At 45.0% G+C, this 19879-nt stretch carries 11 protein-coding genes and 1 pseudogene; 8 read left to right on the top strand and 4 right to left on the bottom strand.

Annotated elements, in window-relative coordinates:
• Window positions 1-499 precede the first annotated feature (499 nt).
• The gene (locus QUB04_RS06705) at window positions 500-4360 is read left to right on the top strand and encodes a GAF domain-containing protein (protein WP_333282491.1); all 3861 of its coding nucleotides are present in this window, start codon (window positions 500-502) and stop codon (window positions 4358-4360) included.
• Window positions 4361-5005: 645 nt separating this feature from the next.
• On the opposite strand, the gene QUB04_RS06700 is transcribed toward QUB04_RS06705, so the two are convergent.
• From QUB04_RS06700 to QUB04_RS06690, 3 genes are all read right to left on the bottom strand, one after another.
• Complete coding sequence (locus QUB04_RS06700) at window positions 5006-11038, bottom strand: response regulator (RefSeq protein ID WP_445301037.1); 6033 nt, start codon at window positions 11036-11038, stop codon at window positions 5006-5008.
• A 132-nt stretch (window positions 11039-11170) separates the two neighbouring features.
• On the bottom strand, window positions 11171-11575 hold the full coding sequence (locus QUB04_RS06695; protein ID WP_333282485.1) for a hemerythrin family protein: 405 nt from the start codon (window positions 11573-11575) through the stop codon (window positions 11171-11173).
• An 18-nt stretch (window positions 11576-11593) separates the two neighbouring features.
• Window positions 11594-12607: a PleD family two-component system response regulator gene (locus QUB04_RS06690; RefSeq protein ID WP_333282483.1), complete on the bottom strand. Its 1014-nt coding sequence runs from the start codon at window positions 12605-12607 to the stop codon at window positions 11594-11596.
• A gap of 834 nt (window positions 12608-13441) precedes the next feature.
• Between QUB04_RS06690 and QUB04_RS06685 the strand changes: the two genes are divergently transcribed.
• From QUB04_RS06685 to folP, 5 genes are all read left to right on the top strand, one after another.
• A complete protein-coding gene (locus tag QUB04_RS06685) occupies window positions 13442-14407 on the top strand; it encodes a hypothetical protein (RefSeq protein ID WP_333282481.1) in 966 nt (321 codons plus the stop codon).
• 100 nt (window positions 14408-14507) lie between these two features.
• On the top strand, window positions 14508-14693 hold the full coding sequence (locus tag QUB04_RS06680) for a PCP reductase family protein (RefSeq protein ID WP_333240751.1): 186 nt from the start codon (window positions 14508-14510) through the stop codon (window positions 14691-14693).
• A 68-nt stretch (window positions 14694-14761) separates the two neighbouring features.
• Window positions 14762-15487, top strand: coding sequence for a triose-phosphate isomerase (tpiA, locus tag QUB04_RS06675; protein ID WP_445301036.1), 726 nt, complete (start codon window positions 14762-14764; stop codon window positions 15485-15487).
• Between the two features lie 122 nt (window positions 15488-15609).
• Window positions 15610-16170 (top strand): Uma2 family endonuclease, encoded by a 561-nt coding sequence (locus QUB04_RS06670; RefSeq protein ID WP_333282474.1) that lies wholly within the window; start codon window positions 15610-15612, stop codon window positions 16168-16170.
• A 93-nt stretch (window positions 16171-16263) separates the two neighbouring features.
• Window positions 16264-17130 (top strand): dihydropteroate synthase, encoded by an 867-nt coding sequence (folP, locus tag QUB04_RS06665; RefSeq protein WP_333282470.1) that lies wholly within the window; start codon window positions 16264-16266, stop codon window positions 17128-17130.
• On the opposite strand, the gene QUB04_RS06660 is transcribed toward folP, so the two are convergent.
• Window positions 17121-17957 (bottom strand): stomatin-like protein, encoded by an 837-nt coding sequence (locus tag QUB04_RS06660; RefSeq protein WP_333282467.1) that lies wholly within the window; start codon window positions 17955-17957, stop codon window positions 17121-17123. The two genes, folP and QUB04_RS06660, sit on opposite strands and share 10 nt — an antisense overlap.
• Before the next feature lie 196 nt (window positions 17958-18153).
• On the opposite strand from QUB04_RS06660, the pseudogene QUB04_RS06655 reads away from it, so the two are divergent.
• Together QUB04_RS06655 and QUB04_RS06650 are read left to right on the top strand one after the other, a co-directional pair.
• Window positions 18154-18759: pseudogene (locus QUB04_RS06655) on the top strand (IS607 family transposase); the annotation flags it as partial.
• Window positions 18701-19831, top strand: a complete 1131-nt coding sequence (locus tag QUB04_RS06650; RefSeq protein ID WP_333282589.1) for a transposase — start codon at window positions 18701-18703, stop codon at window positions 19829-19831. The pseudogene QUB04_RS06655 and the gene QUB04_RS06650, both read left to right, overlap by 59 nt.
• Window positions 19832-19879 lie beyond the last annotated feature (48 nt).

Here is a 19879-nt window from a genome sequence, read left to right as displayed (position 1 = left end):
TTTTTTGCTCCCATATCTGAAAAAGCTGCGGATTGTCGATCGACCATTCTCCGAGCCCGCTAGCAGCAGATACAATCCTAGAGGTAGAAACCCGATTTCTGAGTTAACCTTTTGAATTCCATGCTGTTTCTTTCCGTAAGCTCGTTCCTCAGCGAGCTTTTGCATCCAGGACTGAGATATTTCGGTGCGACCTTCATCGGTGGCGGTGAATGACTCTGCAAGTCTTGAAACTTGACAATTTTAATCCGTTGGGGTAAAGAGCTTGCAAGGCAGGCTCTACAAAGTTTATATTTAAAGTACAAAAGTTGTAATCCCACACAATGGAAAGTTGCAATGGAAAGTTGCAATTTGAAGGCCGATCGCTACAGGTGCAAAACTAATCGACGATCGCCCTCAGCATATTTATATTTTATTAAATGGCTGTGCTTGCCGAATTTTTTAACAGGCACAAAAGTTTTGGGCCGCTTACTATTATTGCTAGGAAAGCAAAAGATTAATAATGGACTCATTAAAGATCGAAAATGTCAAGGTGAGGTTCGATCGAGCAAATTTGCTCGAACGCATCGCCAACCGCATTCGCCGCTCTCTAGAACTACCCGAAATTCTGAGCGCAACAGCAGCGGAAGTTCAATCGTTCTTGGGAACAGACAGAGTAAAAATCTACAAATTTCATAGCGACGGTAGCGGTGAAGTGATTGCCGAATCAATTAACGGCAACCGCTTGCCATCCCTATTGGGGCTGCATTTTCCAGCAGACGATATTCCCCCTCACGCCCGCGAAATGTTCGCGCAACTACAGGTGCGATCAATCGTCGATATAGATTCCGGGCTGCTAGGCCAAAGTCCGCGCCGCGAGGCGGTTTCCGGCAAACTGCTGCCCGACGACGAAATGCGCTTTCGCGCGGTTGACCCCTGCCACGCTGAATACTTGAGTGCACTGGGCGTCAAGGCTTGCTTGGTAGTACCAATTTTTCACGGCGAAGAATTCTGGGGGTTGTTGGTATCTCACCACTCCGAGTCGCGGAGTGTGACAGAAAACGAACTCCAAGGCGTTCAGATGGTGGCAGATCAGCTCGGCGTCGCCATAGCCCAGTCAACCCTCCTCGCCCAAGCGAGGGCGAAAGCTCAACGGGAAGCCGCAGTCAACCGCGTCGCCGCAGCCCTTAACTCCCAGCCAGCGATTGAACTCCAAACAGCTTTGGTAGAATCGGTAGCAGCACTAGACGCCGCCGGCGGCAGGCTGTGCATTTTCGCCACGCCATTCATTTCCGACAGCAGCAAGGTTACGAATCTAGTTCCCTATTCGGATAACTCCACTGGCGAGCTCACAGTCTACACTTGCGGCTCAGGGCCGAAGATGCCAATTTCGGCCAAATACCCGCAGGTTGAGCAATACAGCGTCTGGCACGAATATTTTAAATCCGGCGAGCAACAGGTTTGGGCAATTCCCGATTTGTACCAAATTAGCAGTTTGAGAAGCCTGCAACCTGCATTTCGAGCGACCAAAATTCGCAGCATTTTAATCGTACCGCTCAGAACCCGCCAGCACATATTCGGTTACTTGACCATTTTTCGAGAAGAATTTGACACCGAAACTCTTTGGGCTAGACAGTTTGATAGCGACGCGCGGCTCGCCCAATCTCGGATATCTTTTGAAGCGTGGAAAGAGTCAAAAACTGCCCAAATTCGCGAATGGAAGGCTGAAGAAATTGAATTACTCCAAATTTTGGGCAACCACTTTTCTAATGCTATTAACCACTACCAACTCGATCAACAAATAGAGGAACTTAACACAAATTTAGAAAATCAAGTTCAAAAGCGCACTGCTCAACTACAGCAGTTGACCCAGCAGCAGCGAGTGCTGTTTGAAGTGGTGGCAAAAATGCGGCAATCCCTCGACTTAAACAAGATTTTTAGCACGATGTCCCAGGAAGTGCGGCGGGCTTTAAATGCAGATAGAGTGGCAGTTTACCGCTTCGATTCCGCATCAGAATTTAAGGACGGCGAATTCGTTGCCGAGGATGTTTTGCCAGATTTTCGGTCAGCAATGGCAGTCAAAGTGCACGATCACTGTTTTGGAGAAAACTACGCCAATCTCTACTCTCAGGGGCGAGTTCACGCCATGTCTGACATCACACAAGCCGGACTGGAAAATTGCTTTCAGCAAGTCTTGGAGCAATTTCAGGTCAAAGCTACTTTAGTTGCACCGATTATGAAAGGCAACGACCTTTGGGGGTTGCTGTGCGTACACCAATGTTCGGCTCCCCGCAACTGGGAATCTTCCGAAATTAAGTTTGCTACCCAAATTTCGGCTCAGCTCAGTATCGCCCTAGAACAAGCAGATTTGCTCGCTCAAACTCAGCAGCAAGCAGTTGAGTTGCAGCGGGTAGCAGAGCAGGAGCGAATACTGTTTGAGGTAGTTACTAAGATTCGACAATCTCTCGATTTAGATACAATTTTTCGTACTACAACTACCGAAGTGCGGCGGATATTAAAGGCCGATAGAGTTGGCATTTATCGCTTCGATCCTAGTTTAAACTTTAATGAAGGGGAATTTATTACCGAAGATGTTTTGCCTGGTTTTTCGTCGGCAAGGAATGTAAAAGTTCGCGATCATTTCTTTAGCGAAAACTATGCTAAAAAATATAGTCAGGGACAGATTCAAGTGCTACAAGATGTCGAAAATGCTGGACTTTCAGACTGCCATGTTGCTCTTTTAGCTCAATTTCAAATTAGAGCTCAGGTGATTATGCCGCTGATGAATGGCAGCCAACTTTGGGGTTTGCTGTGCGTGCACCAGTGCAGCGGTTTGCGCCATTGGAACACTTCGGAAATTCAGTTTGCTACGCAAGTTGGAATTCAGTTGAGTGTAGGATTAGAACAAGCAGATTTGTTGGCTAAAACGCGGCAGCAATCAGTTGATTTGCAGTGGGCAGCCGAGCAACAGCGGATACTGTTTGAAGTGGTGGCTAAGATTCGAGAATCTCTCGATATCAACGCGATTTTTAAGACTGCCACCCAAGAAGTGTGTCAGTTTATGCAAGTTGATAGAATGGCTGTCTATCAATTTAATCCTGATTGGAGCGGCCATTATGTGGCAGAGTTTGTGAAAGATGGCTGGATAAAATTGGTAGGGGAAGGTATCAGTACGGTTTGGCAAGATACTTATTTGCAGTCAAATCGAGGCGGCAGATATGCCAATAATGAAACTCTAGCCATTGACGATATCTATCAAGTTTGCCACTCGGAGTGTGACCTTGGTATTTTAGAGCAATTTCAGGTGAAGGCTTATGCGAGCGCGCCTATTTTTGTAGGACAAGAACTTTGGGGTTTGCTGACAGCGTATCAACATTCTGGGCCCCGCTGTTGGGAAAGTTCAGAAGTTAACTTTTTAGCTCAGATTGCCAATCAATTAGGCGTTGCTATCCAACAAGCCGATTTGCTGGCTCAAACCCGACGCCAAGCAGAACAAATCGCTCAAAGTTTAAAAGATTTGCAGCATACTCAAGCTCAATTGATTCAAACGGAAAAAATGTCTGGCTTGGGGCAACTGGTAGCCGGGATTGCTCACGAAATTAACAATCCGGTTAATTTTATTTACGGCAATCTCAATCACGCTAGTGAATATACTGCTAGCTTACTGAGTTTGTTGGAACTTTACCAGCAGCAATATCCCGCTTATAGTCCTGAAATAGACAAATTGAGTGAAGATATTGACTTAGAATTTCTGCTAGAAGATTTGCCAAAATTGCTATCGTCAATGAAGGTGGGAGCCGATCGCATCCGTCAAATAGTTCTGTCTTTAAGGAATTTCTCTCGTCTTGACGAAAGTCAAATGAAGGCGGTTGATATTCACGAGGGCATTGACAGCACGCTGTTAATTTTACAGCACAGACTGAAATCTAATGCGGACGGTGCAAACATTGTGCTAGTGAAAGAATACGGCATTTTGCCTCTAGTTGAGTGTTATGCTGGACAGTTGAATCAGGTGTTTATGAATGTAATTGGGAATGCGATCGATGCTTTGGAATCGCACAAGTTGCTCGCTGGTCAATCTGTAGCTCCTAAAATTAAAATCTCTACTGCTGTCGGTCAACTTAATGGTACTATTCCTAGCGCGGTGATTCGGATTTCTGATAACGGTACGGGGATTTCGGAATCTATGAGACAACGCATATTTGACCCTTTTTTCACAACTAAGGCAGTGGGTAAAGGTACTGGATTGGGACTGTCAATTAGTTACCAAATTGTGGTAGAGAAACACGGCGGCGTTTTAAAATGCAATTCGGAATTGGGGAAAGGTACTGAGTTTGCGATCGAGATTCCGCTTCGACAGCAGTCATTAGTCATTAGTCATTAGTCATTAGTCATTAGTCATTAGTCATTAGTCATTAGTTATTAGTCATTAGTCATTAGTCATTAGTCATCATCTCTCTTTTGTCACTTCGGAGACAGTATAAAGCTAGGCCGCCACTAAATCTGTAACTATTCGAGCATTAAAAAGAGTCCAAAAATCCTCGATCAAAGAGTTTATTAGCCATTTTTTAAGTGTTAGAAAACTCATCAAGGCATATAACCCGGATTTGGCATCATATCAAATCCGGTAGCATCGGCATTGTATAGCAACCGCCGAGACGGTTAGGACGTTGTTAATGGCTGAAACGATTGATTTTATTGCTTCTTCCTTCTTCCTTCTTCCTTCTTCCTTCTTCCTTCTTCCTTCTTCCTTCTTCCTTCTTCCTTCTTCCTTCTTCTATAAAATCCAGCCAACAGTCAACACTCAACAATCACGCAGGGTGCGGCCGGAATTGATCTCATTCATCTGCGTTTATCTGTGTTTATCTGCCCTCATCTGCGGTTAAAAAAAGAAAATTTGTGCACCGCAGATGACAATGGATTGACGCCCATTTACGCAGATGCAGATGCGATCGCATAACCCGGTTGCGGCATCGCGTGTGACAGTTGCGTAAGTCCTGATGCAAAAAGATGCCTATTTAATTGACTTTCATAGATTAGTTTCGCTCTTTTGTAGTTCTTGTTGGAGAGTATTCTTGACACGATCGTACTCAACCTCGATTTGAGCAAATAGGGAGGAGGCTCGATCGAGTTGACCAGAGGAACTCATAACTTCTAGCGTGGCACAAAGGTGGGCCAGAGGAGCCGCGCTTAGATTCGCACTACTGCCTTTGAGGGTATGGGCCGCTCGGTTTAGGGCTTGAGTATCCCCTTGGGCGATCGCTAATTTCATAGCTTCTAGCAACTTTACGGCTTCCTCCAAGTAGCAGTTAGCTAGCAAGCTCAAAATCTCGGTTGAATCTTGATCGATGCTGCTACAGAAGGCTTGCAGTTCAGTGAGGTTAACCGCTGGCCTATCAATTTTTGGCTTGTTGCTATCTGATTCCTCCTTTTGGGCCTGTTGCGGTTCCGGGTTGGGTTGACACTGACTCAGCGCTTGGTTGAGAGCCTCTAGTCGAATTGGTTTAGTGATATAGTCATTCATGCCAGCATCAAGACAAACCTGGCGATCGCCCTGCATGGCATTTGCCGTCATTGCAATAATCCAGGGACGAGTATGAGCCGGCCACTCCTGGCAAATACGACGGCTGGCTTCTAGTCCATCCATCTCTGGCATTTGTACATCCATCAGCACTACATCATAAGGCTGGCGATTCAGGGCTTCCAAAACTTCCAATCCATTGGCAGCAATATCGGCCCGGTATCCCAAACGCTCTAACAGCAGCAGTGCGACCTTCTGATTTACAAGATGATCTTCTGCTAAAAGAATTCGCAGTGGGAGTCTCTGGGCTAGTTTCATATCATCCTCGACAGATATAGGGAGCTGTTGTTGAACTTTTTTCGGTTGAGCTTGTAGCACATGGATCAGTATTTGATAGAGCTGGGATTGTTTGATCGGTTTGCTTAAAAAAGCCGCAAAGTGGGTGGAGAGCGCTGAAGAACTCGCTTCTGGGTAGCCCATTGAAGTCAGCAACACTAGGGGTAAACGGTGGCACTTAGGATGCTGGTGGATGGCTGAGGCGAGTGTGAGGCCGTCCATTTGTGGCATTTGCATATCTAAAATAGCGAGATCAAACGCTTCTCCACTCTCAAGCCAGTTGAGCGCTTCCGCACCCGATGGGGCAGCCAGACTCTGCATCCCCCAACTCTCTGCTTGCAACGTCAGAATTTGTCGGTTAGTGGGCTGGTCATCCACGATTAATAAACGCTTGCCAGATAGTTCTGGTAGCATTTCCATCGGTTCCGCTAACTCAGTAGCAACAGAGGATGCCACAATCGTGAAGTAGAAGGTGGAACCCATTGTGACTCTATTAAGCTTAGCGGCTTGCCATTTTGGTGAAGGGGTTCCTCCGACGTGGCCTCCGCTCTCAACCCAGATCGTGCCGTTCATAGTTTCACTAAGTCGCTTACTAATCGCCAGACCTAAACCAGTCCCTCCATACTGCCGAGTCGTCGAAGCATCTACTTGACTAAAAGACTTGAACAGTCGATCGAGCCGATTGGCGGGAATACCAATGCCTGTGTCTTGAATGGCAAACTGGATTTCGTACAAGCTTTCTGACGAGTTCCCTGGCTCAGAAATTGTTTTGTCAGAATCAACTAGAGAGGCTTCCACGGAAATGGTAACTTCCCCAGTTTCAGTAAACTTAATCGCATTGTTGAGCAAGTTAACTAGAATCTGACGGAGACGGGTGACATCACCCAAAATGAACTTAGGAGTCTGAGGCTGGATGAGGTAGCCCAACTCAATATCCTTCTCATCTGCTTTAACTGCAAGTTGGTCGATCGCACCTTCTATGCAATCTCTCAAGCTCAAGGGATGCATTTCTAGCTCCAGCTTGCCCGACTCAATTTTGGAGAAGTCCAGGATGTCGTTGATGATACTCAGCAGGGTATCCCCACTATTGCGAATCGTCTCGATAAAGTCTCGCTGTTGAGCCTTGAGTTCTGTATCCAGCAGTAGTCCCGTCATACCAATAACCGCATTCATGGGAGTGCGAATTTCATGGCTCATCATCGCCAGAAACTCAGTTTTGGCTCGGCTCGCTGCTTCTGCTTCCCGTCTAGTTTGCTCCAGGGCAAAGTTTTTCAGAGTTAATTCTTCTCGTTGTCGAGTTTCTTGCTCTAGTAATTGGGCTTGAGCTAGGGCAATTCCTACTTGAGTCGCCACTGATTCTAGCAACTCCACTTGATCGGCAGTCCAACGACGGTAGCGATCGCACTGGTGCAAACAAATGGCACCATTCGGTTCTCCTTGGTAAGAGGTTCGCACTGCTAATGTCGATCTCAAATTGAGACTGGTACAAATTGAATGAGCACAGGTGAGCAATGAATCGCAGTAGACATCCGGGGAGGCGATCGCTTCATCTTGAGCCATCAACCGTTTTGTATAAGCAGGACTCGCCGCCAGAAGGTCATGCTCCCCGCTGGGCCCATATCCCACTCCTAGATACTCTGCAACGACAGGAAACTGAGGCAGTGGATTGTCCTGGTATGTGCTAATTAAGCAGCGACTGACACCAAAAGTTTGCCCAATCTGAATAGCAGCCGTTTCAAATATCTGCTGAGCATTAAGGCTTTGACGAATTTCTTGGGTAATTTGCTTCAGCAGTAGGGCTTTTTGCAATTGTCGTTGTAGTGCTTCTTCTGCCTCCTTGCGATCGGTAATATCCTTCATGAAGCAGTGATGCCCGACAAACACATTTTGCTCGTCATAAGCAGAAACCATCACCAATTGTTTATAGAAGCTGGAGCCATCTTTTCGCATTCCCCTAGCTTCCGCTTCGACTCTGCCGTCTCTCAACATTTGCTCATAAGCAGCCCCCATCTTCTCAACATCTTCAGGATGAACGGTTGTTGGCCACTCCATCCCTAGCAGTTCCTCGGGCTGATATCCGCAGATGGCAGCATAAGTCACATTGACAGAGATATAGCGTCCTTGAGGGTCAAGCCTAGAAATGCCTGCCACGGCATTTTCTAGGGCCGCACTCATTTGTTGCAGTTCCGCTTCGGCTCGTTTGCGATCGCTAATTTCAATTAGAATGCAACCCACTGCTATAGCCTGCTCTGCATCCTTGAAAATGGGAAAGTGAGAAACGAGCCAGTGGCGCTTGACACCCATTTGACTGGATAGTGCTGTGCTAATTTCCAAGTTGATCGAAGGTTTTCCTGTCGTTAAAACTTGTTGTAACAGTGCATTTACACTAGGCGCAAATTCTCCCAAAATATCATCGGTTGTCTTATCTAAGTGAGCCTCCACAGAGTGGCCATTAAATTCAGCTAGTGCCTCATTGATTTGTAAAAATTTAAACTGCCGATCGTGGATACACAGCCCCACCCCTGCTAGGGAAGCTCCTTTAAAGAAAGCATTCAATAATTGCTCTCTGGCTTGAATTTCCTGCTCTAAGTTTTTGCGATCGGTAATATCGCTCTGAGAACCAGTCATACGGACAACTCTGCCCGCTTCATCCGAAAGCGCCTGCCCTCGAGCTAGAATCCATTTGTAGCTCCCATCCTTACAAAGAACTCGATGTTCTGTAATATAAAAAGAAGTTTTGCCCTCAAAGTGATCTTGAATTATTTGCAAGACGCAACCGAGATCATCGGGATGCACCCGCTTGCTCCATTCGTCCAGGTGATGGGAAATTTCATGGTCTTCGTAGCCCAACATTTCTTTCCAGCGAGCCGAGAAGAATACTTCATTGGTGTTGACGTTCCAATCCCATACCCCTTCATTACTACCACGTAGGGCGAGTTCCCACCGCTCTTCACTAGCTTGCAGAGCGACTTCTGCCTGATGCCGTTCAATTTCACTACCAATCCACTGAGCCATCAGCTTTAGTAATTCCAGATGGGCAGATTTAAAGCTGTCTGCACGGGGAGATTTACTAGAAAAGCTGAGGGTACTGTATACTTGGCCTGCAACTAAAACTCGTGTTCCAATATAAGCTTCCATGCCCAGGGCAAGATAGGCAGGATGATAACGCCATTTTGAGGTGCCTATATGTTCGATGGTTAGGGGTTCATTTGTGTCTAAAGCTTCACAGCACAAAGTTTGCTTAATATCAAAGACATCACCTGGTTTAAGGACTCGATCGGGCGATCGCACAACCATCACCTCATAACGGTTATCTTGCACACGAGCCAAGACGCCACTTTCCAGCCCCAAATTCTGACATCCCATGTCAATCAACGCTTGGATGCGCTGCTCAAAATTGAGATTTTGGGTAGCAGTGACTTCATATAAAGCTCGTATCGCCGCTTCTCTTGTTCTTAGTTCAGTTTCGGCTTGTTTACGTCTCTTAATTTCTGCTTTCAGAGAGCGATTGATTATGGATAATTTTTGCGTTCGTTCTTGAACCCGGTGTTCTAATGTAGCGTTGGCGTGTTTAATCTCCCTAAATTTTTGATAAAGCGCGATCGCCATCAATTGAAAATTGCGAGCAAGCTCATTGATTTCAGTAACAGAGGTATGTTTCCATTCAAATGTTTCTTCTGAAAGCTTGTTGGGTAAGTCAGTAGTCGCACGAGCTAAATAGGATAATGGCTGGACCAGTCGTTCGCTAACCAGCGTTGCAAACAAAAATGCCAACATTGTGACGAGGAGTAGAATACTCAAGTCAGCCTTGTAGCGATTTTGTAAATTTTCTACATAGGGAGCTGCTGGAATTTCTAAGCGTAATTTCCATTCCACATCGGAGCTAATCGTAAATTCCTGTATATACAGAGAATTTTTCCAACGGATCATCGGATTCTTGCCCTTGCTAGGAACCCACTGCTGCAAGGTTCCCTCTAAGGTGCGAGTGCTGCCGTCCTTTGACTCCTCAACACGGGTCACAAGCTTTGGATCGGAGTGATTACTAGCAATGACTCGGTTGTTTTGATCTAGCAATGTAATGCGTAGTTGCTGATTGTTTCTCTGGAAAATGTAGAGAGCTTTGATCTGGCTCAATCCTAATGAACCGTGGATCAGCCCAAGAAAATTACCTTGAACTTGCAGGGGTAGATTCAATCCTACATGAGGTTCGTCCAGTAATATATCTTTGTGAATAGGAGTCATCCAAGGTTCCAACCGCTCTTGAGCCAGGGGAATTAGAGATTTATGTTCCGTGCTTTGTTCCATCAACCGCCGACGGGCTTCATTTAAAGGAGAAGAAGTAGCTAAAATGGTTCCCGATGAATCGGCAACATAAATTTTGTCGAAATCTGGCAACACCTGCTCGATCAGGCTAATGTTTTGTTGTAGCTCCTCGGATGATTGAATCGCTGTATTAGGAGCAGTGCCGGCTTCAGGCATGAGCGATTTTTCAGCTAATATATTCAAAGCTAAGAGATGTCGCTGATGCCATCTAGATATTGCGCTAGTGAGACTTTTTGCGTTTGTTTGTAACTCTGTTTGCACCGTCGTTTGGATTTGGCCCACCAAGGATCTACCATCAAAAACTAATAGCATCAGTCCTGGAAGAAAGACAAAAGCTACCAACAGATGAAAAATAGTTTGTTGTAAAGAGAGGGCGAGATGCTTTGAAGCACCAATCCACCGATAAATCGGCGCATAGGAAATGATTAAGCTGGCAACTAAGGCATTAAAAATGCCGTTGACTGCTTGCTTGCACATAACGAGGATGGTCTGATTCGCCTCCATGTGCATCATTTGACCGTAGAAAAGCCAAACGAGGGGCATTCCAATTAAGAACCAGTAAATCCCATCGAATAAAAGGATATTTGGCTGTTTGCGCTTCTTGCAAAGAAACCCTACAAACAGAGCCTCAATTACCAAAATAATCGTGGCGTATGGATGATGCCAAAGGATATAAGTATAGCTGCCTGCAATTAGACCAGCTAAGCCTCCCCAGCCCCAGCCGAAGTAGTAAGTAATAATCAGTATGGGAATACTGCCAAAGAGGAAATCAACCCCAAAGAAAAGAGACAAATTGCAATGGTTGCCCAGAACACCCGCACCAGTGAGAAGGGCGATCGCACCTAACCATCTTTTATTACGCATTGAGCTAGCCCCTCCCATAAACTTTTATAATCGCTAGTTGCTGAATATGACCTGATTCCGATAAAAAAAGCGCCATAGACCCGATCTGTTATTTACCTGACAGTTTCCATGAAGAGCGCACCACCGATTATTTAAGCTTTAAGACTAAAATTAAGGCTTACTTATGCAGGACTTGAGTTCTCGATCGACTTTTTTAATATGGTTCACGAACCAATCTAGCAATTGTTCATTAAGCTTAATAGCTAACGAAAGGCTCGATCCTTTGGTTTGTAGCTCTTGTTTAACTTCACTCAGTGTGTTAATAAATTTGGTATGCGCCGCTGCATTGTTAGATGCAACGGGGCATTTGTATCTTTGCATACAATTTTCTTCAAATCCGAAGTGTTGTGCTACATACAAGTCTAAAAAATATACAATACCTTTTATTTCTTCCTTTCCACGGTTTGCCAACATGGCATCCACTAAGGTATTGAGTTGATCGATCAATTGTTTATGCTGGCGGTCAATTTCGGGAATACCAATAGTTAACGAATCATTCCAAATGACGAGAGGCATAGTTTTGACCCTTATGATTTAACGGGTGAATTCATTAACTGTATGAATTTTGGTACAAAAAGTATTACGGCCTTTGTCTTTGGCTTGATAAAGTGCTGCATCGGCAGCACTAATTAAAGTTTCTGGTAAGCTTTCTTGGTTAGGAATCACACTGGTAATACCGAAGCTGAGCGTAATACAATGATGCGGAGAACTCTTATGGACTATTGCTAAAGCTTGGATGCGAGCCTGCATTTGCTTAACGATTTGGACGGCTCCCTCAAGCTCGGTGTCGGATAAAATTACTACAAATTCTTCACCTCCATAACGTGCTACTAAATCTCCCGGTCGATTAATACTGCGATTGAGAGCTGTCGCAACTTGCTGTAAACATAGATCCCCTGCTTGGTGTCCATAAGTATCGTTGTAAGGCTTGAAGAAATCGATATCACACAAAATCAGTGACAAAGGAGTTTGGTGCCTCGTCATGCGTCGCCACTCCTCCTCTAGCTGTTGGTCAAACTGACGGCGATTGGCAATCTGAGTCAAACCGTCAATTGACGCGAGGTATTTTAATTGTCGATTGGCGGCCTCTAGCTGGTTGTAAAGTAGGGTTTGTTGCTGTTGCAAATGGAATTGCTTAATCAACCGTCGCACTCTCTGTCGCAGAACAGCCCAGTGAATCGGCTTAGTGATATAGTCAGCCGCTCCCGCTGCAAACGCTCGATCGACAGATTCTTTGTCTTCTAAGCTAGTAATCATCAAAATAGGTGGGCGATCGCTCGGAGGCACTTCAGATAATTTTTGACAACAAGCAAAACCATCCATAGTGGGCATCACTGCATCTAGCAGGATGAGGTCTGGATGTACTTCCTCATAAGCTGCTAGCCCTGTCAACCCATCACTAGCTTCGGCCACTCGGTATTTTTCCTTCTGTAAATACAGTCGCAGTTGCAAACGCATCAAGGCATCGTCATCCACAATGAGAATTAGAGAGGACGGTTCCGTAGATGGGTTAGTCGAAATGGCTGAGTCTTCTAATGATTGATACATACGTCAGGGTGTATCTTAAGCTCTGCAAACATTTTAGCGTAGCATATTTTGAGCTTGAGATAGAAAGTGAAAATAGGGCAAATATGTCATAAATTATACACCAGCTAAGCTTCCGCAACAACATCTTAGGCAGCGTCGGGTTTGTTAAACCACCAACCACAGTCTCCTTAAAATTTATCGCTTTTTTTCGGAGATAGAAAGTCTGGTAACTCGCGCTAATTTTTGTAAATAGGTAATTATTTTTGGGGGCGTTAAACAGTTTTTACAACGCCGAGCGAGCTTTGACGAACGATCGCCAGTTATCGCGCGATCGTCCGTGGGATAATAGGCTATATTTCTCAACTTAATTCAGACTTTTTCAGGTGCATCAAATTCCTGCCTCATATTTGAGCGATCGTCCGCTCTATTTTTGGGAAATACATCTGATGTCACACTCTCACGTATAGCTTCGCCCTGGGTTGAGCGTTTGTTCGCACCAGGAAGCTCTGACTGCACAAAAGCGTAAGCTTTGTTAAGAAACATTTACAGCATTCTGCGCGCTCTGGGATAGGTTTTTGGTCTCTTTTCTCCCAATAATTCCCTAGATAGTGTATAAACTCGTGTCTTTGGGCTTGAGTAGGGAACACATCGTCAAAGCGTTGGCACCATCTTTCAAAGCATGGGGGTATGGAAGCTATACTATAGCAATTCTCGCATCATTTGTGAATTTCTTACGGACTCCCCGCGAGTTCGGGGAGGGTTGGAGTGGGGTAAAAAATTTATGACTCCTGCAAGCATTGCTATATACTATAATCACTGGGAAAGAGTCAATTAACTTGATGGAGATCACTTACTATGGCAGTAGCACTCCCTGATTTTTCTCAAAATTTTTCTCAAAGCGTTCAAAAAACGAAAGAAGTTTGGACGGAACAAGTCGGAAAAGCAGTGAATTCTGTTTCAGAAGCAACAGCACAAGCTAAATCTTCTCTCTCCGAAACTGCATCTCAGGCAAAAGAAGCTCTCACTCAAACTACGAATTCTGCCGTTAATACTGTTAATCAAGCTACGAACAATGCTTTAGGTACTGTAGCGGAGAAAACAGAAAAAGCGAGACTTTCTATATCTGAAGTCGCGAATCAAGCAGTTAGTCGCGTCAGTGAAAGTACCAACAAAGCTGTTGATGCTGTTTCTCACTCTGCGACAACTGCTAAAGAAACTATTAATCAAACTACTAACTCTGCGGTCAATACTCTGAATCAAAGCACTAGCCAAGCTGTAGAGAGTGTAAATCAAGCTACAGAAAAGGCTAAGGCTTCATTAGAAGATAGCATTAACAAGGCGGGAAATATGAGCGATGCCGCTTCAAATGCCCTCCAAAGTGCTATCAATGGTAATGTTAAAGATTGGATTGATTCTCACCCTCTCGTCTTCTGGTTGGTGAATCACCCCTTGGTATCTTTAGCAATTTTGCTGCTATTTATATTGAGTATCTTAGGTTTTTTTCAGGCTTTAGGTAGCTTGTTTGCAAAAGGCTGGTTATTTATTCTGCAAAGCCCTGTAAAATTTATGCAAGGGGTTTTGAGTTTCGGCTCTAAATCTGTAAGTAATTTCGGTGGAGTGGCTGTAAACTCCTTGGTTTCAAAGAATCTAGAATACAACAATAATTCAGCTTTACAATTGAGGGGAGTTGAATTAAACAGTTTGGAGTCTCAAGAACGACTTGCTAATATTTTGACAAGGTTGGAGGCAATTCGACAAGAGCAGAATCAGCTTTTACAAGAGGCGTCGGCGATTTTAGGCAACAAATTTAAGGCCGAGTGAGAAGGTGTGGCGCGATCGCAACTCGTGGTAAATTTAATACATCCAGGCTTTCCATCAAAGCCTGATACATGAAGGCTTGTAGTCGATCGCTCAAAACGCCATGCCCGATTCCGAATTTTCCGATGATCTAAAATGGACGGCAGAAGCCAAGGCGAAGCTGAAAAATATTCCCTATTTTGTCCGGGGACAAGCTCGCGTCCGCATCGAGCAGTTGGCCCGCGAAGCCGAAACCGAAGTCGTCACCGTTGACTTAGTTGAGCAAGCTCGAATCGAGTTTGGGCAATGAAGGATCGAAAGGTACGCTAAAGCTTTAGACTATAAATTGCGTTGTAAGGACAAGGACTGAAAGAAATAGTGCGGAAAATAGTTATAGCTGGCAACTGGAAAATGTACAAAACTAGGGCAGAATCCCTAGAGTTTCTTCAAGGATTCATGTCCTGCCTGACGGAAACCCCAGAGGAACGGGAAGTCGTGCTTTGCGTTCCCTTCACTTCCTTGGCTGTCCTCTCGAAAAATTTGCACGGCAGCCGGATCAGACTCGGTGCTCAGAACGTTCACTGGCAAGAGTCTGGAGCTTTTACTGGGGAAATTTCCGGGCCAATGCTGAGTGAACTTGGTGTCCGTTATGTCATCATCGGCCACAGCGAGCGGCGCCAATATTTTGGGGAAACTGACGAAACGGTGAATTTGCGGCTGAAAGCGGCTCAGAAATACGATTTAATTCCGATTCTGTGCGTTGGGGAAACCAAGCAGCAGCGAGATGCAGGCGAAACTGAAGCTCACATTTTTTCTCAGTTGGCAAAAGATTTGGTTGATGTTGACCAAAATAAGTTAGTCATTGCTTACGAGCCTATTTGGGCGATCGGCACTGGCGATACTTGCGAAGCTAAGGAAGCTAACCGAGTTATTGGTTTGATTCGCAGTAAATTGACTAATCCTGACGTGCCAATTCAGTACGGTGGCTCTGTTAAACCGGAGAATATTGATGAAGTTATGGCGATGCCTGAGATTGACGGGGTTCTGGTAGGCGGTGCGAGTTTGGAAGCTGCGAGTTTTGCTCGAATTGTCAATTATCAGTAATTAGGTAATTGCTAATTGGTAATTGTTAATTGGTAATTGGAACAAGGCAGCGGGAATTAAACAGCGATCGCCTACAATTGTGATGTGCCGTTCAGTGTTTCTCGGATCGGGAGAATTAACCTATGACTGCGATCGTTAAACCCAAACCCGCCTTAGACGAGTTCCTCAAACTTCCTGAAACTGAACCGGCATCAGAATTTCTTGAGGGACAAATCCTTCAGAAGCCCAGACCTCAAGGTGAACACAGCGTACTTCAAGGTGAACTCTGCAAGACTATCAATCAAGTAGCGAAAACTCGGAAAATTGCCAATGCTTTTCCCGAGTTGCGCTGCACTTTTGGCGGGGCATCAATCGTGCCAGATGTAGCAGTATTCCGATGGGAAAGAATTGCTTTTTTGCCGTCTGGTAGAATTGCTAACCGCTTTGACATTAATCCCGACTGGTCGATTGAAATTATCTCTCCAAACCAAAGCCAAACAAAAGTGCTGAGTAACTTACTCCACTGTTCGCGAAACGGCACTGAGTTGGGGTGGTTACTAGACCCAGAAGAAGAGAGTATTTTGGCAGTATTTCCCGGACAAAAAGTAGAGCTGTATAAAGGTGCTGCTCTGTTGCCAATAATTGATAAAATTGAATTATCATTGACAGTTGATACTGTTTTTAGCTGGTTAAGTTTTGGTTGAATTAAGAAGGGCGCTTCTGCTTTATTCTTGCGTCTTTTAGAGAGGGATTTCGTTTGACAAGAAGCGATTTCAATCGCCGAGTGATGAGGTGATATGATAAATAACCAAAAAATTACACTTAGAAATAAAGCTTTCGAGTGGGGAAAACGCACTTATTTAATGGGCGTTTTGAATGTTACCCCTGATAGTTTTAGCGACGGCGGAGATTTCAATACCATAGAAGCTGCTTTGGCGCAAGCGGAAAACATGGTAAAGTCGGGGGTAGATATTATCGATATTGGCGGTCAATCTACTCGGCCTGGTGCAGTGGAAATATCCTTAGCAGAGGAGATCGATCGCGTTATACCTCTCGTACAAATACTGCGACAAAAAGCCGATATTTTTGGCTCAGTTCCTATTTCGATCGATACTACCAGAGCGCAGGTTGCGAAAGCTGCGGTTGAGGCGGGAGCGGATATAATTAACGATATTTCGGGAGCAACTTTTGATTCGGAAATGCTGTCAACCGTTGCTCAGTTAAAAGTGCCAATAATTTTGATGCACATTCGGGGAACTCCCCAGACGATGCAACAACTGACAGATTATCGCGATTTAATGGGGGAAATTGGGGAATTTTTCGAGAGTAGAAGGGCGGCGGCAGTTGCTGCGGGGATTGACCAATCTCAAATAATTCTCGACCCAGGTATTGGCTTTGCCAAGACTTACAGTCAAAACTTAGAAATTCTGCGAGAGTTGCGAAAATTCCGTGTTTTAAACTGTCCGATTTTAGTCGGAGTATCGCGAAAAAGCTTCATCGGTCATATTTTGAATCAGCCAGAAGCGAAACAAAGAGTTTGGGGGACAGCGGCGGCTTGTACAGGTGCGATCGCAAATTTGGCAGATATCTTGCGAGTTCACGATGTCAGAGAAATGCACGATGTTTGTCTGGTTGCCGACGCTATCTTCAGGAATCAGTCTTGAGAAGTCGGAGTCTCAATAACTTTTATTTCCCCACCCTCAGAATGAATCACATCGGGCATAGAACCCATCAGCTCGCCCAGAGCTTCGCTCATGCTCCGGGGGTCCATAAACAGAATTTTGGCATTGTCGCTTTCGCCCAATTTTTGTTGAGCGTCTAAGTATTTTTCCGTTACTAAGTAATTCAAAACTTGCTTGCTATTGGGATGGGAGTCTAAAGCTTCAACTAAGAGCCTCATATACTCCTTAGTGCCGATCGCCTTATTGACCATTGCTTGCCACTCGCTCTTGGTAGCGCGCTCCAATTCCATAGCTTCTTGCACCCTTTTCGGAGGTGTAATGCTTTGAATTTCTACCCGAATTACTTTGACACCCCAAGTTTCGGTAGCTTCGTCCAACTTCTTGAGTAACTTTTTATTCATGTCATCTCGGGAACCCAAGATGTCTTGCATGGGCAATCGACCAATTTCAGCGCGAAACGTCGTTAACACTAAGTTGGCGATCGCATTTTCAATTTGATCGATTCCATAATAAGCTTTCTGTAAATTCACAACCCGCCAATACACAACGGCATCGACTTCGAGAGCCACATTATCTCCCGTGATTGCTGACTGAGGTTTAATGTCTAAAACTCTTTCACGGCTTGTGTCCACGCAGACGACTTTTTCGACCAGGGGACTGATAAAGTGGAATCCTGGCTTGAGGGTGCGCTTGTATTGACCCAAACGTTCCACTAAAGCTTCGTCGCCACCGCTGACTATTTTGACGCTTGAGTTAACAGCGTAGCCGAGGATGAGCGCAAAGAGCATGGTAAGAATAGACTGCCCCATTTCTATTTTCCTGCTAAGGTTGACTGAGAATCGATCGGAATTCTACTCTAATTTAACTCAAACTCGGCCCCGCAGTGCTAAAATATCTCGACTGTTGCGACAAGGTAAATTATTTTTTGTAAATTCCCGGAACAACCCGACCAAACAGGATACCATAGGAGATGCCAGCAAAAAACAACCATCATGACTCGCTTGAGTCACCCCCCGAGAAGCCTGTAAACTCCTCTCGGTTTCCCAAAAGACCCTTAGAAACTGGGACGAAGCAGGGAAAATCAAGACAATTAGAACTCCTACCAACCAGCGACGTTACGACATTGACTCAGTGTTCAGTGACGGACTCCATCCAAGAATCACCGCCCTCTACTGCCGAGTTAGCAGGGCCACACAAAAAGAAGACCTCAACCGACAAATCAGCTACCTCCAAGGAATCTACCCGCAAGGCCAAGTCTTCAAAGATATCGGAGGGGGACTCAATTTCAAAAGAAAAAGTCTTCTTGCCCTTTTGGGACAAGTCATGTCAGGAACTATCAGCCCAATTGTGGTCTGCCACCTTGACCGACTCGCAAGGTTTGGTTGTGACCTCATCAGAGGGGTGTGCGAACAAAACGATTGCAAACTCGTGGTTCTCGGTCGCACAGAACTATCTCCAGAAAGAGAAATCATTGAAGATATCCTTGCCATCATCCACGTATTCAGTTGCCGATTGTACGGACTCCGCAAGTACAAATCTACTATCAAAGAAGATCCGAGTTTACCCGGAAACGAAATTAGCAGCAACCTGGAGAACTTGGATAGCTGCTAGTCGGTGGTGTTACAACCAAGCAATTGCTATCCTCAAAACCCAGAAAATTGGTAAATACGCTCTGCGAAAGCAGATTATGGATAGCGCGCCAGATTGGGTAAAACTACAACCTTACAATCCCAGACAGCTAGCAGTATTTCAAGCATTTGAAGCCCACAAAGCTGCTAAAAAGTCGGGAGGTTCAGCTAAATTCAGAACCTGTCGAGATACGTCTCAAACCATTAGATTTCAAACTGACAACTGGAAATCAAGTACGTTTTACCCTCAAGGGACCAAAGGCTTAAGCTTTAAGTCAGCAGAACCAATTTTGGATGTCATGCAGCACGAGCCAAGCCTAAGCTTAATTAACGGTCAGTGGTTTGTAAGTTATGCAGTCAAGGAAAGCAAGCCTGCTGCGACAGACTCAAGACTGGCTGTGGCACTCGACCCCGGTGTAAGAACTTTTATGACGGGTTTCGACGGGCAGGAGGTACTAGAGGTGGGCAAGTATGATATTGGCAGAATCTACCGTCTTGCTAGGCATCTAGATAAAATAATGAGTCGAATCGGCAACAGCAAGGGGAGAAGTTTTAAACGACTTCGCTATTGCTTGAGAAAAGCTGCATCTAAAATCAGAAACCAAATTTTTAATTTGGTTTCTGAATTGCACAAAAAAACGGCGAAATATCTGTGTGACAAATACAAGGTAATCTTTCTGCCGACTTTCGAGACTCAGCAGATGGTGAAGAAAGGCAAGCGTCGCCTGACTGCGAAAACAGCTAGAGCGATGGTGACTTTGAGTCACTATAAATTCAAAAAAACGTTGAAGCATCAAGCAGCCAAACATGGTTGTGTTGTAGTAGACGTAACAGAAGAGTATACATCTAAGACCTGTTCAAAGTGCGGTCACATTCATACAAAACTAGGAGGCAAAAAGCATTTTGCTTGCCCCTCCTGCGGTCACAAACTAGACCGGGATACCAATGGCGCTTTTAACATTTTGTTGAAAGCTTTGAGAGATACCTCTTTGACTGGAATTCTTGCTGATTTCCAAGTCTTACCATACTCAGCAATCTCGGAATTGCCGGGTTAAATGTATCTGTTAATAACTAACTATTTCATCGGGTGGGCCCCATCGGCT

The organism is Microcoleus sp. D2_18a_B4, from assembly GCF_036702475.1.
Taxonomy (GTDB): Bacteria; Cyanobacteriota; Cyanobacteriia; order Cyanobacteriales; family Microcoleaceae; genus Microcoleus.
The sequence above is the reverse complement of the archived record's forward strand: the minus strand, read 5'-3'. Positions and strand labels throughout refer to the sequence as shown.

Bases quoted from the DNA above. Each gene is read 5' to 3' on its own strand.
- QUB04_RS06690 (WP_333282483.1), bottom strand. From the start codon at position 12,607: ATGTATCAATCATTAGAAGACTCAGCCATTTCGACTAACCCATCTACG.
- QUB04_RS06685 (WP_333282481.1), top strand. From the start codon at position 13,442: ATGGCAGTAGCACTCCCTGATTTTTCTCAAAATTTTTCTCAAAGCGTT.
- folP (WP_333282470.1), top strand. From the start codon at position 16,264: ATGATAAATAACCAAAAAATTACACTTAGAAATAAAGCTTTCGAGTGG.
- QUB04_RS06660 (WP_333282467.1), bottom strand. From the start codon at position 17,957: ATGGGGCAGTCTATTCTTACCATGCTCTTTGCGCTCATCCTCGGCTAC.
- QUB04_RS06700 (WP_445301037.1), bottom strand. From the start codon at position 11,038: ATGGGAGGGGCTAGCTCAATGCGTAATAAAAGATGGTTAGGTGCGATC.
- QUB04_RS06695 (WP_333282485.1), bottom strand. From the start codon at position 11,575: ATGCCTCTCGTCATTTGGAATGATTCGTTAACTATTGGTATTCCCGAA.
- QUB04_RS06680 (WP_333240751.1), top strand. From the start codon at position 14,508: ATGCCCGATTCCGAATTTTCCGATGATCTAAAATGGACGGCAGAAGCC.
- QUB04_RS06705 (WP_333282491.1), top strand. From the start codon at position 500: ATGGACTCATTAAAGATCGAAAATGTCAAGGTGAGGTTCGATCGAGCA.
- QUB04_RS06670 (WP_333282474.1), top strand. From the start codon at position 15,610: ATGACTGCGATCGTTAAACCCAAACCCGCCTTAGACGAGTTCCTCAAA.